Below are 16,707 nucleotides of genomic sequence, written 5' to 3'. Positions count from 1 at the left end.
AACCCAACACAAATGTTACTGAAACTGCCTAACGTTGCTGGTCAGTAGTTGGCAAGTTTCTTGCATCTAGGCTAAGCGATTTCAACCAATCTGCTACACCAGAATTGTTAGGTTTCCGATGCAGGTACAATTCGGTGTTTGTCAAAGAGTTGACAGAAGAAATTTCGCACTAAGTTTTCACCTTGAGCTTTATTGTGTTCATCATCCTTCAGCTCATATCCGCCAAAGCGATAGATTTCGTAACCCAACAATCGCAGTCTACGATCTTCGGCAACCATTTCTGAGTATTTCTTAGGACTAGGTACGTTATTATTTTCTGAATAATGTTGTTTCCCATCTATCTCAATCACAATTCTCTCATTATTTGGCAGAAGCATTAAAAAATCCATTCGCTGCCGTGGCAAACGTTGCTGACCCCCTAAATCTTTGAGACTTTTTGGATCAAAATGCAAGTATACCTGGGGGACTAATGCAGGAAAACATTCTCCTAGAGCCTTGTGATAGTCTTTAAAATATGAATTGAAGAAAAGCTTCTCTGGTGGAGAAGCCAATGAATTTCGTAGTCTCAAAAATAAACTCTCTTCAGTTTTCCGATCAGGAAAAGCTAGATTATTACTGTTTGCCCACCATTCCACCAGATTCTGCCAAAGTAGACCTGATTGAAGAATAGGTAAATTATAGACAAGGCAATATTCCGCATTTTCTACGATTTCAATAGTGTTATTCAGCGCATCAGTTAAGACTAATTCAGGTTTAGGCCCATCCGCAGCAAAAATCAGATTCTTGATATTCCCACTTACTCCTCTAGCTTGTGCTTTGAAGAGACAAACCATATTTGATAGATCTTCAGCATTAGGATATCTCTCTAGCAACTTCTCTCCCAAGTCAACTAAATCACTCAGATTTTTAGTTATGATTCGATTTCGTACATAACTACGCTTGCTAGAATGGGCTTCTTCTACAGTTCCCGGTTCAAGTTCAAGAGCTGTACAGATTGCAGGTAAGTTATATGACTTTTCCTCTGCAAGTGCCTCAGCAATTGCTTCGCGAAGTTCAACTATGGTTACGAGAGGCAACATAAAGAGTTGGGTTATTTAAGAAAAACTATCTTAACTTTAATTTTGCCAACCAAGGAGCAAGATGAACACTATTTTGGGCCTAAGTGAGCTTTTTTAGCCTTTCTATATCAAGTGCACCGCAACCTAACGTTCCTGTTGAGCGGCTATCGACAACCTTAAGATTAAACATCAAAAATCTTTGGTAGTCTGCTCAAACAGGGTTGTTAGGGGGCGGTTGCTACGAAGCAAACATCATTATTTATTACCATAACCTCATTGTCATCTGGGGACTCAGGCCAGTTTGGGCGAAACGTATCTTTCTCTTTAGTACCAATAACCACAGTACTCCAATCATCAAATCCATTTCCACGAACTGAAATCTCTCGATCTCGCATGACTTCTCTGATCCTGTCTGGCGCTTGATATGTCAACCAAAAAGCCACTGGAAAGTATTTAAGAAAATCGCCTATTACGATTTGATCTCCAGAAAGAATTCCAACACCTTTAAAGATAACTTGATGTTTTGCACGATATGGCCAGCAGTACACATTAAACTCTGATGGCAAATCCGCTGATGTATCCAGGAAATAATATCTCATGAGATCACGCATTGGCTCTGAAGCAGGAGCTAAAGACATATCTTCCCTGATTTCAGCGGCAAGTAAATGACCGATTATAGAGCGCACAACTCGCTGCGGTTGCAAGCTAACTTCAAGTCTTGAAGGTAGAGATAGATGGCTACGGTTGCGAATGATTTGAGCTACTGCCTGACTGAAGGCATTGAGAGCAGGATCAAATTTTCTTCCTAGCCTATGATTATTACACGAAGGACATAAGCTGCGGAATTTGACACCATTTTGAGATAGTCGAACTATTTTAGGATCTATTGGATCAACAGTTTGGGCAAGGCTTTTAATCCCCACTTTCTGAGGAGTAATACTCCCTTTAGGAGGAACATGATCTTCAGTAAGAGTGCAAAAAATTCCGCAGATGTTACACATTCCTTTTTTGGAACCTCTCGTCGCCACTCTTTTCATTTTCGGTAATAGCGAGTTCTTGTTGACTTATATTCCTGATTATTATCACTAATCTTATAGGATTTCTCAACCTAGCTAATGAAGCCACCTCACTATTAATTGGAGAGAACTATTCTGCATAACATCCCCGTTTGAGTGTTTAGGTGGAAACTTTTCAATCTAACCCCCTGATTTGGGTGATTAGGTGGAACTGTGTCAGCCTAACTGCCCTATCGAGGTGATTAGGTGGAGTGATTCTGCCTATTTTTCCCTCAGTTTATAGTCATACACCTGCCCAGGGGGACAAATGCTTAAGTTCTGTCTATCAAAAGCGATCGCCTCCTCCCATCGTCAACAAACCTGTACATACGGTTGCACTCCAGCCGGACATTGTGTAGTTTATCTGTCACGGGGAATGGTTCTAGGCGGGGAAGAGAGGAGGTGGTGCTCCTCAACTCCCCTGAACATCCCGCTTAGCCTAGGTAAGACGAGATGTCTGGGATCATTCTATGATCTAGCTTCTTCGTTGCGCCTCATTTGGGAAACGCTAGATAGTTCCCCGTTTTCCTTAAACCGAAAACGGAGATACCCGCCATGTTGCAAGCATCCAGCGGAGCGGTACAGCCCGCTCCCCAGTTCAACCTACCCTCCTTCAACCAAGAAGCCGTTCGTCATATCCTCCTGGGTGACTACGGTGCCCTCATGGAAGCCATCAACCGCATGGCCATCCTTGGCTACTGCGAAAGGATCGCCTGGAGCAACCCCCTGCCCACCGGGCGCAATGGCGAATACATCAGCGTCATGACCCGCAAACGTACTCTGCCGTAAGGAGCAGGGCATGTAGAGAACCCCGGTTTCTTGGGTCGCAGTTTTACCGACTGCTCACTCCTGAACAAGAAACCGGGGGTCTGGGCAAGCATGTGCGATCGCACTCTCCCTCTATCGAGTTGACGATAGCCTGTCCGCAGGGCGATCGCCCTGCCAGAACCCTGCAATATAATGGGCTATGCTGAAAACCACTCGCTATTTTGACAACTTTGCTTCGCGGAAACATCCTGAAGTTGACCGCAATTTTTATAAGCGCCAGCAGCGAGGTGAGGAACCCACATGAAGATCCAATATTTTCCTGATACCGATACTTTAGCCATCGAATTAACAACAAAATCTGTTGTGGCGACGGATGCCGTTACCGATGATTTAATTTTGGACTATGACGGAGACGGCAAGGTCGTTGCTATCACGCTGGATAACTATTCTAAGAATGTCGAGACGGTTGACCTGCAAGCGCTAGGGATGCCACTGCTAGCGGCCTAAAGCGTATTCAAGGAATAGAGTCCGCCCTCCACTCCCGTCATGTTGGCGCTAGCCTATCCGAAGGGTGATCGCACTCCTCCAATCCCCAGTCAGCCTTGAGAGTGCTAAGTTTAGAACTTCTCACGCCTAACTGTTTACACTCAACGACAAAATCTTGAACTTGCTTCTGATTCAAGGACAATCCACCTTCTTGTAGTTGGTTGATATGACAAATTACATCATTAGTCCTCAAAGATGTCTGAATTTCCTCCAATAGGACTTCCATTCTCAGGGTGTCACACACAGCTTTAACGTCGGATGAAGTGAATTTTATACTTCTCTCCGCAATCTCATCGAAGTTGATAAGGCTGTCTTCAAAAGGAATCTGTAATCTTGAGAAATACAATTCATACATAGTCTTGCGCTCATTTTTATCCGGTGGAAAAATTGGGATTTTCCAATCAAATCGGCCCGAACGCTTGAGTGCTCCATCTAAGCTTTCAAGATAGTTTGTAGCTCCAACAACGAGAACATCATGCCCTTGGAGGTTCTCTAATTCGATCAGTAGTTGATTGATGGTTGCCCTTTGATCGGTGTGGGACTGGAATTCATTTCGGCTAAAGCCAATAGCATCTAGCTCATCGATAAATAGCAACGATGGACATCTTCTTTTTGCCTGAGAAAAGATTTTCTGAATATTCTTCTGAGTCTGACCAATCCATATTGACTTCACATCGGCAGGAGAGAACTGTAGGAAATATCTTTCAGATTCGTGCGCGAAGGTTCTAGCTAAGAGCGTTTTGCCACATCCGGGTAGTCCGTAAAATATAATTCCGTTAATGATGCAAGAGTTCCCTTTTTCTTGCAACTTTAGTATTTGCCGTAGCTTTTTCTTTTCTTCTTCAAGTCCCGCCACATCAGAAAACAACGTCAACCGCATCTGCTGTCTCTCAATTGGCGGTTTTATAGTAGTGCTAACTGTCGGTGAGATTATGAGAGATGGATAATGCACTTGATCGAAAGAAACTGGAATTAACTGGTGATTCTCATAGTCTGGAGTCATCACGAGTAGCTTGATATTCCGATTAAGGGTATTTTGCAGAAAGGAACTTAGTATTTCTTCAGTCTTTTTGATCTGATAATAGTTTCTGGCAATTTCAAAGCCAGGGAGAACCAACCAAACTTCCTGCAAACATTTAGGCCATCCGAAAGCCTTGGTAAGTAGTCTATCTATAAGATCAAAAAAAACATTTTGAGTATTAAAAACTTTTGAGCGCAGGGTCTCAACCTCAACAATTATTCTGTCTTGCACATAAACATCAGGTCTCCGATTAACATCTTGTTGTGGTAAGGGTTCTTGTTCTTCAGTCCGTTGTACTTCTGCTGATTCTGATGTACCTAATTCTTCTGTAGTCTTCGATGAGCTAATTGATACCTCACATTGGATATTCTTAAGTGAATGCCCAGCACTCTCAAGGGTTTTAATAGCAAAATATTTGAGATATATGTGTTCATCACTTTCATAGCCCCACACCAGCTTTTCAAAAATGTCCCCATTCATTTTGAAGAGCAGTTGGGATTCTGCTTGAACTTGGGCCTTTTGAAGCTCCAAGAAATAATCAATCAAACTAATTTCTTCTTCTCCGATCTCAAACTCTGGCACTTCCATCAATAAGCGCAAATGAGCGGATATTTCTTCTCTGCGATCGATTGATAACTCATCCGAAAATCGATATCTCAACGCAAAGGTTAAAGGAATCTGGTTAGAGACTCGATCTATCAAGTGTTCAAGTAAATCGGATTTTGAGTGCCGCCTAATTTCTTGTTGAGAGGGACATTGAAATATGACAAATGATTGATTTTTGTTGTATTTATGGGCATAAAGTGAAAGTTGTTCGAATTTCTCCTCGAATTCCTCTGAATCCAAAAGATCTAAGCCTGTTTCGCCTAAAATCACACTCGACATCGTAGAGCGATCAAAGCGAAATAGTCCTGTACCCACCAAAATATTCCTCACCCTGTGATCTTGATCGGATCCCTCAGATAGACTGCTTAAGGTGTGTCGCGACGCAATCGGGATATCGGGTGAACCTTGATATTGATATTTCCTGACTAGTTCATAAGACAGAATTCTAAAAACCAAGTCGGTCAGGAAATCTTCATCCTCGGGAATCAAAAATAACGCAATGGGTTGATTTGAGTCTAAACTGGCCTGAAATCTTTCATACTCCTGTTCTGAACCAAAATCGAATAAATAATAAAATAGGTCATGGTTGACTAGAATTAGGTTTTCATTTTTTATCACCTCATTTGAGGTATTATTAGAATTATTTACTGAGTTGTCAATTCCGTCTTTCAAAGTCATACTAATCCTGCTATCAAGAGATAGATCAATAGAAAAATATGGTTTTCCATATAATCCACAGGCATCCAGTGCTGTGTTGACGCTATCTACGAAAACTTGGCTACGTCTGCTGTAGCCAAAACGTTTCATGATCGATTTAACTCGTAAGGTTTTATGGCTTCTGCCACTCTCCTCTAATTCTTGCCTAATCTGGGAAAAGTATGTTCGGGCAGCAAATTCAATATCCATAACTTGACCTTAAATATAAACTTGAAGTGGGTTCTCCGAGTTTTCCCCATCTGCCGATTTACTAATATCGCCAACAAATAAATTGGCCGAACTTCGCATATTTTTACGTAGTGACCAGATTCTTTACTTACATGAGCGACAGGTAGCGGTGCCGTTTTGGGGCAATGGTGCTGTAGCCTTTGTATATCAAGCAGTCTGGCTTTGATTGCCCACAGCTCCTAGTTTCCCAGTGTCACCGTGTCATAAATCAGCATCATGGGCAATGCTAACCCAACACTTTTCAGCGCAATGGTATCCCCAGTTTGGTACGCCTGATAAAGCCACAGTCGTCCTTCCCCCCGGCGATACACCTCCACATTGATTTCTGTACTGCTAACCAGCACATACTCCATCAACGTGGGCAGTGTCCGGTACTCCTTAAATTTGTCCCCCCTGTCCAAGGCTTCCGTGCCTGGAGATAGCACCTCCACAATTAGCTTGGGATGCTGAATCGCATCGGTGGCCCGCTGGTCCTGGGGGTCGCAACTCACCACCAGATCTGGATAGCGATAGATGGATGGGGTGACCTGCACCTTGGCATCGGCAATGTTGATGCGACACCCCTCGCCACGCACTTGGGGCCGCAGCGCCGTCAGGATATTGATAGCAATGTCATTATGGGCCAAAGAGCCCCCCGTCATGGCGAACACCTCACCATGGGCATACTCATAGCGCCGATCCTGACAGCGCTCCCACGCCAAGTAGACTTCGACCGTCATTTTTTGCGGTTGGGGCGTGGCAACCATGGCAACATCGTACTAAATGGGATGGTCCTATTATGGCGATGAATTCGGTCAATCTTTGCCAGCGTAATTATGGGAGAAGCATTAACGACCCATCGTCTAGTCACGACTGAGTTCTTCCTCCAGTTCTTCAGGCGTTGTTTGAAAGGGGGAAACCTCAAAACGGTTGAGGGCCACTAAGAAAGCTTGCCGACTGATGCTCGCAATCTCCGCCGCCTTAGATTGCGAGATCATGCCCATCTCGTACCATTTCACCACAGCAGCAATCAACAGTTCTTGCCCAAATTCATCGGGAGTGCTGCGTAAAGCAGAAAAGGCACTTTCTGGTAAGGTCAGTTGAATTTGAATCATGGTTAGCACCAAAAATAGGAGCCGCAGGGTCCATAGCGTCAGAGGCGAGGCTCCCCGACTGACAGAGATAGAACTTCATTCAATAGATTTATGGAATTGACTATTATTGATTTATGAAGCTACTAATCCAAAAACAAGTGCAAGTAATCCAACTACCCAGCAAATCAAGGCTTTTGATTCCTTGGTCTCTCTCTTTGTTGCATGAATCAAAACATATCCTGGAATGATCAAGCATAGCAATCCTTTCATAAAGGAATGACGAAACGCCTGAATTACCATGTATATCTGAGCGATAGCAGCAGTTAACCAACCCGCAAAAAATATGTAAGGTGCCAAGCTACGCATATTTTTTCAATGTGAGTTTTCTTTACAGCTGTGGCCTGAGTGTATTCGCAAAGCCCAGGAATCTTGCCACGATTGTATTCACCTGATCGCCCATCCTCCTCCCCCAACCATAGAAATCCTAAGAGCTTAGCCCGAGTTGGGATAGAAATGCCCCCACCCTAGCGTCCCTAGCGGCGGTTGAATTTGGCTTGTAGATCCTTGAGACTGGGTTGGGCAGACGGTTGGGATGTGCCCTGACCCTGGCGGGGACGCGGATCGGCAGACCGCTCTGATGGGCGATGATCCCCTCGGACCGGCTTTTGATCATCGCGCCGAGGCGGTGCCGATTCCTCCCCCGATCGCATCGACAGGCCAATGCGCTTCAGCTTTTCATCCACCTCTAGCACCCGCACCGTCACCACCTGGCCCACCTTGACAATGTCCTTGGGGTCTTTGACAAAGCGATCCGCCAGTTGGGAGATATGGACGAGGCCGTCCTGATGAACACCGATGTCCACAAAGGCTCCAAAGTTGGCCACATTGGTCACCACCCCCTCCAGGGTCAGACCCGGTTTTAGATCCGCCAGGGTTTGGATGTCGTCACGGAACTGGGCGGTGACGAACTGGGCGCGGGGGTCGCGGCCCGGTTTTTCCAGTTCTTGCAGAATGTCCCGCAGGGTGGGCTCTCCGACGGTGTCGGTGATGTAACGGCGGATGTCCACCCGCTGCCCCAACCCCGCCCCTAGGGCTTGGGGGGTAACGCCTACATCCTGCAAGATCCGTTCCACCACGCCGTAGCTTTCCGGGTGGACGGCGGTGTTGTCTAACGGGTTATCACCATTGCGAATGCGGAGAAAGCCCGCCGCCTGTTCAAAGGCTTTGGGGCCGAGCTTGGGCACCTTCAGCAGGGTTTTGCGATCGCGAAAAGCCCCATTCTGATTCCGGTAGGCGACGATGTTGTTGGCGATCGCCGGACTAATGCCCGACACATAGGTGAGCAGCGCCGCCGAGGCGGTGTTGAGGTCTACCCCCACATAGTTGACGCAACTTTCTACCGTTTCCGCCAGCTTTTGCTTGAGGCGCTTTTGATCCACATCGTGCTGGTACTGGCCCACCCCAATGGATTTGGGATCAATTTTCACCAGTTCCGCCAGGGGGTCTTGCAGGCGGCGACCAATGCTGATCGCCCCCCGCACCGTCACGTCTAGGTGGGGGAATTCCGCGATCGCACCCTCACTGGCGGAGTACACCGACGCCCCCGCCTCATTCACCATCACCTTAATCGGCGGCTGGGGCAGGGTGGCCAACACCTCCGCCACAAAGGCATCCGTCTCCCGTCCGGCGGTGCCGTTGCCAATGGCGATCAGGGCCACCCCATGGGTTTGGATCAACCGGGCCAGAGTTTTCGCCGCCTTTTCCCGTTGACCGGCCCCCTGGTGGGGAAAAATCGCCTCGTAGTGGAGAAACTGCCCCGTTTCATCCACCACCGCCAGCTTGCAGCCGGTGCGAAAGCCGGGATCCAGGGCGAGAGTTGCCTTCATCCCCGCTGGGGGGGCCAGCAGCAGATCCCGCAGGTTGGACTCAAAGGTTTGGATCGAGGCTTCATCGGCCCAGGCTTTTTTCTCAGCGATCACCCCATTCACTAGGGAAACCTTCATCAAGCGGTTAAAGGCATCTTGAACCAGGGTTTGGTAAAACCGCCGCAGGTCTCCCTGGCGGGTGCGAATCACCTGAGCTTCTAGGTATTGCAGTACGGTTGCCGGATCGAACACCAGGTCCACCGTCAAGATCTCCTCCCGTTGCCCCCGCAGCAGAGCCAGTAGATTGTGGGGGGCAATTTTGCCGATAGAGATTTCGTACTGGCGGTACAGCTCGTACTGGGTGCTGCCTTCGGGGATCTTGGCGTCAATGCGGGAGCGGAAACTGCTGGAGTCGAGGAGGTAGGCCCGCACCCAGGCCCGCAGGTCGGCCCGCTCCGCCACGGCTTCGGCCAGGATGTCTGCGGCTCCCTGGAGGGCGGTTTCTGGATCGGGCACCTGCTCTGTCACATAGGACTGGGCGGCTTGACTCAGGTTAAAGGGAGCAGCCTGGGGCTGGTTGGCGGCGGCGATCGCCTCGGCTAGGGGGGCCAAGCCTTTTTCTTTGGCCAGGGTGGCACGGGTGCGGCGTTTGGGGCGATAGGGCAGGTAGAGGTCTTCGAGGTCAGTCTTTTGGGTGCAGGCGTTGATTTCGGCCCGGAGGCTGTCGGTGAGTTTGCCCTGGTCAGCAATGGACTTGAGGATGGTGGTTTTGCGATCGCCCAGTTCTGTCAAATATTGGTGGCGCTCTTGCAGGGTGCGCAACTGCACCTCGTCCATGGCCTCGGTGCGCTCTTTGCGGTAGCGGGCGATAAAGGGCACCGTCGCCCCCTCCTGGAACAGGGCCAGCGCCGCCGCCACGGCCCGGTGGGATAGGTTTAGTTCGTCAGCGAGGATTGCAGTCAGGTCAGCCATGGAAGGGACGGTCAGATCGCGTCAAGGTCAGGGCCGTAGTCTAGCTGATTGGCCTCCTGATGGGGTTATTAATATGGACTTAACCTTGAAGTGGCACTGCCTTAATCTTTTCTAGAAGGTCTTTCGATATGCTGAAAACAATAGATTACAAAAGTTAGTACCTCCCGCAGGTAACGCTGATTACCCGCGCTAATTAGCCCTTAGGTCGTTCTTAACTACTGGGGATAGATTCCCTCTACGCCGATATGACAACCGTACTCGACTTTTTGGCTAAGGGTGGCCCTGTCATGGTGCCCATCGTCGGCTGTTCGATCTTGACCCTCTCCACTGCCTTTGAGCGGGCCTTGTTCTGGACGCGATTGCTGCGGCGTGAGGGGCAAGTCGTAAACGAGGTGCTAGATGCGGCCCGTCGAGACTTGAGTGAAGCCGCCGACATTGCGGCCCAGGCTCGGGATTTGCCCATTGGCCGTTTTTTGATGGCTCCGCTGCGTCTTCGCAATTCTTCCCCCGAAACCTTTCGGCTGGCCTTGGAAAACGCTGGAGACAAGGAATTTATCCAAATGCGGCGGGGGGACAAGATCTTGGAAACGGTTGTTGCCGTAGCTCCTCTGCTGGGACTGCTGGGGACAGTGACGGGTCTGATTGCCACCTTTGAGAATCTCAATATCGGCGGCGGCGGTGGGGCCGAAGGAGCCTCCCAGGCGGCAGCGGGGATTGGGGAAGCCCTGATTACGACGGCGGCGGGGATGGTCGTGGCGATTTTGGCGCTGCTAGTACTGCGGATTATGGTGACGCTTCAAAGTCAGCAGATGGATTACTTTTCGGAAGCGGGGAATGAGCTGGAGCTGATTTACCGCGAATATTGGTATGAGCCTGCTCTGATGGCAGAATCTCTGACGGCAGAGGGAAGACCCCCAGCCCTAGTGGGCGATCGCTACTGAGGATATCCCGATGCGATTTCGTCAAAACTCTAGTACTAAGCCTCCTGAGGTAGATCTGATCCCCATGCTGACGGTGATGATGGGGGTACTGGCCTTTTTTGTCGTCGTCACGATGACCCTGGGCAGTGAGGAACTGGTGGACATGAAGCTGCCGCCACCTCAGCCAGAGGAGAACGAGCCACCCCAAGCCCTGACAATGGAGCCTTTTATTGTGACGTTGGAGCTCAATAGTGTAATCCGTCTCAATAATCAGCCTATTGATAAGGATGCCTTGAAAAGTCGGATGGAAGTCTATCTGGGGCGCAACCCTGAGCATATCGCCTATATTCTGCCCGATCAGGCTTTGCCCTATGAAGTGGTTATGCAGTTCCTCGGAGAAATGCGAACGGTGGGAGGCGATCGCGTTTCCCTCGCCATTGAGGAGTAGGGCACCATGTCTATGCGCTCTCGCCGCCGTCAACACAGTGCTGCAACCCCCGAGGTCAACCTCGTCCCGATGATGGACGTGTTGATGACGGTGCTGGTGTTTTTCGTAATTATCTCGATGACCTTGACGGGGCGGCAATTGCTGGGGGTGGAGGTACCCCAAGAGGTAGAGGGGGTAGAGAAGACGGCACCAGAGGAAACGGTTGAGGCGCTGATTATCGGACTGGACAGTAATAGCAATATTTTGATCGCTGAGCAGAGCATTGAACTCGGGCAACTCACTCAGCAGGTGCGGGCCTATTTTCAGGCCAATCCCGAGGGCAAGCTCATCCTCAAGGCCGATCGCAATCTACCCTACAGCGAAGTCGCGAAATTCCTGACCCAACTGCGGGATATTGGCGGCAATCGAGTATCTCTGGCGGTGGAATAGCGCTGGAACCTCCGGGTACATAATCACGCGGGCAATGCTCTTACGGAGCAGGTAGAAACATAACAAATCCGTCGCCATCCCACTATCCTCGGATTGAGTACGATATCCCAGCGGTGCTGCCAGTGTGGGGATTAGTGCGGGGATTTGAGTTGCCATGGTAAAAGTTGCTGGGATACCCCATTCGAGTTTATCGCTGATTGTTTAGCGTCTAGGGGCCAAGACCTGCTTCAGGACATCGAGGCGGGAGCAGTGCCAGTGGTCGATGTGGGCACAGATTTGCCCCTCGGCATTGAGGCGGTAGTCGGTCCAGCCGGAAATTGCAATCCCAGGTTTCCAGGGCAGGGGGGCAACCCAGCTCAGAGTCCAGTGGGTTTGAATTTGGTCAGGGTCGTGGCAGATCAGCTCATGTAGGTCTAGGGTCGGGTCAATGAACCAGCGGTCAATGAAGCCGATCATCTTTTGATATTTCTGCACGCCCTGAAAGCGGTTCAAGGGATCCTCAAACTGTACGTCCGCCGCGTAGAGGTCGTAGCTCTGATGAGCCGGGAACTGGGCGTAGTCTTGGCGTAGACGCTCCGCTACCGTCCTTAGCACCTGGGAAGGTTCCGCGTTCACGGCTCCACCTCTGACCAGAGGCGCTGCAACTGGCGCTGCCATGCTGCGAGAGCTTGCCCTTGGTAGGTGCTCCCTAGGGCCATATCCCCCATCATGCCCTCGCTGTAGAAGCGATCGAGGGTTTTCAGGGTTTCTTCTAGGGACTGGCCTTGCCGCTTAGCGGCTTGAATGATCTGGCGCAGTTGTCCCTCCAGCAGATCGGTAAAAAACGGGTCAATTCCCTCCTGCTTGAGCAGCAGCAGTCGATCGATAGCGCTGCCAAGCCCCTTTGCCGTCAAGCTTTGGCGGTCGTGGTGAAAGACACCCCACAACACCTCTTGGTGCAGGGCATAGCGGACCTCCTGGGTGAAATCAAAGTTGGCTACTAGAATTTGACTCAGAAAGGGTTGGGCTTGGTCAGCGGGGACAAGGGGTAGGAGCAGCCGCAGCCAGCTTTGATCCTCAGAGAGCAATACCAGCAGTCGAAATTCCGACGCATCCACTTGCCAAGCGTCGGGGGGATTGCAGGCAACCAGGGAACCAAAGCGATCGCCTAAAAATTCAGTGATGGCGTCAGGGGTCATGGGTTTACCATATCAGCCCGGTGCGCCCTGGGATCTTGAGCCCTTCTTGACTGGGATCGACTCTGGCATCTCTTGACGCTCGCTACGGGCCTTCCTGCTACAGATCCCCGGTGAAGAAGTGGGCGTGGGTGAGGCGGCTGCGGGTCATGATGGCACTGGTGAGGTCGCTGTGGCTGAGTCTTTCTGCTGTGGTGGGATCAAACTCTAGATAGGTAGAGCCAGTTTGACGAACCGTGGCTGTTACTTTATCGGGGGTCGTGGCCACCCTCCCCAGGGCCATTTCCATCTGGACTGTACCCAGGTCTGCTGCCGAAGCTGGGTGATGCAGGGCATCTATCCCCACTGCGATCGCAAATAGTGCGATCGCAACCAGCAACATCCCTCGGACAGACAAACGACGCCACAGTCTGTGACCCCAGGGCTCTACGATAGTCTGCCGTGACAGAGGGGTCTCCACATCCACCAATCCCATTCCAAGCTCCCCAAGCTATTGCTACACCATCACTGCGAAGGAGAGGGCTGGAGCTGTTGCGACAATGCTCTGCCGCGCTCTCATACTTCGCAAAAGTTTATGAGAGTAATGTATCAGACGAACGGGCGTTACGCTTTACAAGATTTTGTGAAGCCTCCCCCAATCTTTCCCTAGGAATATACATTTAGGCATTGACTGAGCTAAATAGAAAACGCCTCCTGAAGGCCAGGAATAGGGGGCTTTCCGCTGAGTCATCTTTTCCATGGCATACCCTAAACTACCGATCCTCCAGATTCAGCAGACAGATCCAGAGGACCGATCCAAGGGATCTGCGGGTACGTTATTTTCCTGCGAGTCCCCAACCAACAGATCCAGCCGAGACGAATAGCCCTTGGGTTATACCTGCCCCAAGCTCACAAATGATACATATCGTTACATCAATCCCAGGTTTTTTCTGGGGTCAATAGGCCCCAGGTTCTTGCTAATAGCGGCTAATACCGGATTCTAGGGTCGATGTAGGCATTGAGGATATCAATGGCGATGCTGATGGTAGCCACGATCACCCCGAAAAACACCATAAGCCCCTGCACCACCGGATAATCTCGCTGGGAGATGGCCTCGTAGAGGCGGTTAGCCAGTCCCGGCCAGGAAAAGGTTACCTCCGTCAGTACGGCTCCCCCCAGCAGGGAGGCGAAAGTGAGGCCCAACACCGTCACCACTGGAATCAACGCATTTTTCAAGGCATGGGCCAGGACAATACGGACCTCAGGGACCCCCCGCGCTCGTGCCGCTTCCACATAGTCGGCCCGCAGGGTTTGCTTCAGATTGACCCGGACAATGCGCTCAAACACACCGCTGATCAAAATCCCCAGGGTGAGACTGGGCAGGGCCAGATGGTACAAGGTGGTGGCCAGTAGATCCAAGCGCCCAGTGAGGAGGCTATCCACCAGGTATAGCCCCGTGGGGCCAACCGGGGGAGTCACCCGCAGGGGAAACCGAGTGCCAATGGGGAACCAGCCCAGCCGCACGGCAAACAGCAATTGCAGCAACATGCCAAACCAATACATGGGCACCGCATAGGTAATGATGCCAAATAATCGGCCCCCGGCATCCAGGGCAGAGTTGGGGCGAGAGGCCGCGATCGCACCTACCGTCAGCCCCACCCCCGCCGCCACCAACATTCCACCCACCGTCAGTTCCACCGTGGCCGGGAAATGGCGGCCAATGATCTGCCATACGGTCTGGCCTTGGCTGGCAAGGGAGGTACCTAGATCAAAGGACAAGAGTTGGCCCAAATAGCGGACATATTGGACGATTAGGGGGGCATCCAGACCCAGTTGCCCCCGCAGCGCGACCTTCGCCTCCTCTGGGGCACGGGGACCCAAAAGAGCATCCACCGGGTCGCCGGGGGTAGCCCGCATCAACAAAAATACCACCGTGGTAATGGTCCACAGCATCAACGGAGCCAGCATCAGCCGGGTCAGGATGTAGTAGCGCAAGGCATTGGCACGAGCCATGGGCAAGCCCCAGAGAAAAATCGTTGAAGGAATCTCGGAATCCACAATACATTGGATCCCTGGATGGAATGAGGATTTCCCTTGGCAGACACCTACAGCCATATTCCAGTACTGCCCCAAGCGGTGCTGATGGGGTTGGCGATTCACCCCCAGGGCCACTACCTGGATGCCACGGTGGGAGGCGGGGGCCACAGTGGCCAGATTTTAGACGCGGATCCTACGGTGCGGGTGACCGCTATTGATCAGGATGGAACTGCGATCGCGGCGGCACGGGAAACCCTAGCACCCTGGGGAGAGCGGGTCACCTTTTGGCGGGGCAACTTTGCCCAGTTTGAGCCGGGGCAACAGCGCTTTGATGGCATCTTGGCAGATTTAGGCGTGAGTTCCCCCCAGTTGGACAATCCGGAGCGGGGGTTTAGCTTTCGCCACGAAGCGCCCTTGGATATGCGGATGGATCAACGTCAGGATCTGACCGCAGCAGAGATTATCAACCACTGGGACGAAGTGGAACTGGCCCGGATTTTCTACACCTATGGGGAAGAACGCCTCTCCCGGCGCATTGCCCGTGAAATTGTGGCCCAGCGCCCCTTCACCACCACCACCGCCCTAGCCCAGCGCATTGCTCAGTGCGTCCCCGGACGCTACCGCCATGGCCGCATCCACCCCGCTACCCGCGTGTTTCAGGCCCTCCGCATCGCCGTGAATGGAGAGTTAACGGTGCTGGAAACCTTCCTGGCCCGCAGCCCCGACTGGCTGACCCCCACCGGACGCCTAGTGGTGATCAGTTTCCACAGCCTGGAAGATCGCTTGGTCAAGCACACCCTACGCGGAGACGAGCGGCTACAAGTCATTACCAAAAAACCCCAGATCGCTACGCAAGAGGAAATTGCGACTAATCCGCGATCGCGATCAGCAAAACTCCGCGTGGCCCAGGCCAAAGCTCCAGATTGATCCCCTCCAGATCCCCCCTTCACCCCAATACCCAACAGCCCTCCGGGCAGGCTAACTCCCTGGGAGTGGCTTCGCCAACGCCTTTCTTGAATGCCGTTAGGCTATATACCCCATCACCTATCACCCGGCAACAAGGGCAACCACAAGGGATTGCCCCTACGGATCCAGATCAATATCGGTCACCCGGCGCTGGGTAGGGCGGGTTTTGAGCCTCCCATTTGGAATTTCCCAGTAGACACGAGCTAAACCCGCCCCTACGGGATTTACCCCATTCCCCCATCCCCCCCTCATACGAATGGGTTTTATCCCCCTGCGACGTAAGGACGAAAGTGCCGCCACAAAAGACTCCTGCGGCCATTTCCACAGCAGGCACCAACTCCCCCTAAGTGGGGCATAAATTCTGTCGCATCAATTACGATCTGGGTTGACCGCAATTGGGTTTAGGGTGCTATAGTAGCCATAGAGAAAATATCGGTTGCGGCATTTGTTTCTAGTATTAACGAGTTTTCACGTTTTTCCATTGACAGGCTTACCTCCGAAATTTAACTCTTCACATCCTTTAAATCTTGGGGACAATCCATGTCAATTTACGTAGGTAACCTGTCTTATGAGGTTACAGAAGCTGATCTAACTAGCGTCTTTACTGAGTACGGCTCAGTTAAGCGAGTTCAGCTACCCACAGACCGCGAAACAGGCCGCATGCGCGGTTTTGGTTTTGTAGAAATGGGTGCAGAGTCCGAAGAAGCTGCCGCTATCGAAGCCCTTGACGGCGCTGAGTGGATGGGCCGCGACTTGAAAGTCAATAAAGCCAAACCCCGTGAAGATCGCGGTAACTCCTTTGGTGGCGGTGGCGGTGGTGGTGGACGCAGAAGCGGTGGCTTTT

At 51.1% G+C, this 16,707-nt stretch carries 18 protein-coding genes; 7 read left to right on the top strand and 11 right to left on the bottom strand.

Going from position 1 to position 16,707, the window contains the following annotated elements; genetic code table 11:
- Window positions 1–107: 107 nt before the first annotated feature.
- Complete coding sequence (locus LEP6406_RS26310) at window positions 108–1,079, bottom strand: hypothetical protein (protein ID WP_008310732.1); 972 nt, start codon at window positions 1,077–1,079, stop codon at window positions 108–110.
- Window positions 1,080–1,282: 203 nt separating this feature from the next.
- Entirely contained in the window at window positions 1,283–2,095 is an 813-nt protein-coding gene (locus tag LEP6406_RS32570; RefSeq protein WP_008310730.1) for a hypothetical protein, read from the bottom strand.
- Window positions 2,096–2,668: 573 nt separating this feature from the next.
- Here LEP6406_RS32570 and LEP6406_RS0202375 point away from each other — a divergent pair.
- The gene (locus LEP6406_RS0202375; RefSeq protein ID WP_008310729.1) at window positions 2,669–2,902 is read left to right on the top strand and encodes a hypothetical protein; all 234 of its coding nucleotides are present in this window, start codon (window positions 2,669–2,671) and stop codon (window positions 2,900–2,902) included.
- A 279-nt stretch (window positions 2,903–3,181) separates the two neighbouring features.
- Window positions 3,182–3,388, top strand: coding sequence for a DUF2283 domain-containing protein (locus LEP6406_RS0202370; protein ID WP_008310727.1), 207 nt, complete (start codon window positions 3,182–3,184; stop codon window positions 3,386–3,388).
- 37 nt (window positions 3,389–3,425) lie between these two features.
- Here the strand turns inward: LEP6406_RS0202370 and LEP6406_RS0202365 are convergent, their stop codons facing one another.
- The 5 genes from LEP6406_RS0202365 to LEP6406_RS0202350 form a co-directional block, all read right to left on the bottom strand.
- Complete coding sequence (locus LEP6406_RS0202365) at window positions 3,426–5,960, bottom strand: AAA family ATPase (protein WP_008310725.1); 2,535 nt, start codon at window positions 5,958–5,960, stop codon at window positions 3,426–3,428.
- Between the two features lie 218 nt (window positions 5,961–6,178).
- Window positions 6,179–6,745, bottom strand: a complete 567-nt coding sequence (locus LEP6406_RS0202360) for a Uma2 family endonuclease (RefSeq protein WP_008310723.1) — start codon at window positions 6,743–6,745, stop codon at window positions 6,179–6,181.
- A 96-nt stretch (window positions 6,746–6,841) separates the two neighbouring features.
- Window positions 6,842–7,093, bottom strand: coding sequence for a UPF0175 family protein (locus LEP6406_RS0202355; RefSeq protein WP_008310721.1), 252 nt, complete (start codon window positions 7,091–7,093; stop codon window positions 6,842–6,844).
- 111 nt (window positions 7,094–7,204) lie between these two features.
- Complete coding sequence (locus LEP6406_RS32565) at window positions 7,205–7,438, bottom strand: hypothetical protein (RefSeq protein ID WP_155834610.1); 234 nt, start codon at window positions 7,436–7,438, stop codon at window positions 7,205–7,207.
- 167 nt (window positions 7,439–7,605) lie between these two features.
- A complete protein-coding gene (locus LEP6406_RS0202350) occupies window positions 7,606–9,909 on the bottom strand; it encodes a Tex family protein (protein ID WP_008310719.1) in 2,304 nt (767 codons plus the stop codon).
- A 245-nt stretch (window positions 9,910–10,154) separates the two neighbouring features.
- Here LEP6406_RS0202350 and LEP6406_RS0202345 point away from each other — a divergent pair, with 245 nt between their 5' ends.
- From LEP6406_RS0202345 to LEP6406_RS0202335, 3 genes are read left to right on the top strand one after another with little or no spacing between them, the layout of a single operon-like run.
- Window positions 10,155–10,850 carry a MotA/TolQ/ExbB proton channel family protein gene (locus LEP6406_RS0202345; protein WP_008310717.1) on the top strand — a complete coding sequence of 232 codons (696 nt, stop codon included), beginning with the start codon at window positions 10,155–10,157 and terminating at the stop codon, window positions 10,848–10,850.
- A gap of 10 nt (window positions 10,851–10,860) precedes the next feature.
- Window positions 10,861–11,277 (top strand): ExbD/TolR family protein, encoded by a 417-nt coding sequence (locus tag LEP6406_RS0202340; RefSeq protein WP_008310715.1) that lies wholly within the window; start codon window positions 10,861–10,863, stop codon window positions 11,275–11,277.
- Window positions 11,278–11,283: 6 nt separating this feature from the next.
- Entirely contained in the window at window positions 11,284–11,706 is a 423-nt protein-coding gene (locus LEP6406_RS0202335) for an ExbD/TolR family protein (RefSeq protein WP_008310713.1), read from the top strand.
- 201 nt (window positions 11,707–11,907) lie between these two features.
- Here LEP6406_RS0202335 and LEP6406_RS0202330 read toward each other — a convergent pair whose 3' ends face one another.
- The 4 genes from LEP6406_RS0202330 to LEP6406_RS0202315 all read right to left on the bottom strand — a co-directional run bounded on the left by LEP6406_RS0202330 (window position 11,908) and on the right by LEP6406_RS0202315 (window position 14,873).
- Window positions 11,908–12,321, bottom strand: coding sequence for a C6orf136 family protein (locus LEP6406_RS0202330; protein WP_008310709.1), 414 nt, complete (start codon window positions 12,319–12,321; stop codon window positions 11,908–11,910).
- The gene (locus LEP6406_RS0202325; protein ID WP_008310707.1) at window positions 12,318–12,884 is read right to left on the bottom strand and encodes a hypothetical protein; all 567 of its coding nucleotides are present in this window, start codon (window positions 12,882–12,884) and stop codon (window positions 12,318–12,320) included. The genes LEP6406_RS0202330 and LEP6406_RS0202325 overlap by 4 nt, the downstream gene beginning before the upstream one ends.
- 97 nt (window positions 12,885–12,981) lie before the next feature.
- A complete protein-coding gene (locus LEP6406_RS0202320) occupies window positions 12,982–13,356 on the bottom strand; it encodes a hypothetical protein (protein ID WP_008310704.1) in 375 nt (124 codons plus the stop codon).
- Window positions 13,357–13,847: 491 nt separating this feature from the next.
- Window positions 13,848–14,873: an ABC transporter permease gene (locus tag LEP6406_RS0202315; RefSeq protein ID WP_008310703.1), complete on the bottom strand. Its 1,026-nt coding sequence runs from the start codon at window positions 14,871–14,873 to the stop codon at window positions 13,848–13,850.
- Window positions 14,874–14,954: 81 nt separating this feature from the next.
- Here LEP6406_RS0202315 and rsmH point away from each other — a divergent pair, with 81 nt between their 5' ends.
- A complete protein-coding gene (gene rsmH, locus LEP6406_RS0202310) occupies window positions 14,955–15,824 on the top strand; it encodes a 16S rRNA (cytosine(1402)-N(4))-methyltransferase RsmH (RefSeq protein ID WP_008310701.1) in 870 nt (289 codons plus the stop codon).
- A 579-nt stretch (window positions 15,825–16,403) separates the two neighbouring features.
- On the top strand, window positions 16,404–16,707 hold a 304-nt coding region (locus LEP6406_RS26305), incomplete at its 3' end, for an RNA recognition motif domain-containing protein (protein WP_071992188.1).

Source organism: Leptolyngbya sp. PCC 6406 (genome assembly GCF_000332095.2).
Lineage (GTDB): Bacteria > Cyanobacteriota > Cyanobacteriia > Phormidesmidales > Phormidesmidaceae > PCC-6406.
Note: the sequence above shows the minus strand (reverse complement) of the source record. Positions and strands in the feature narration are given on the sequence as shown.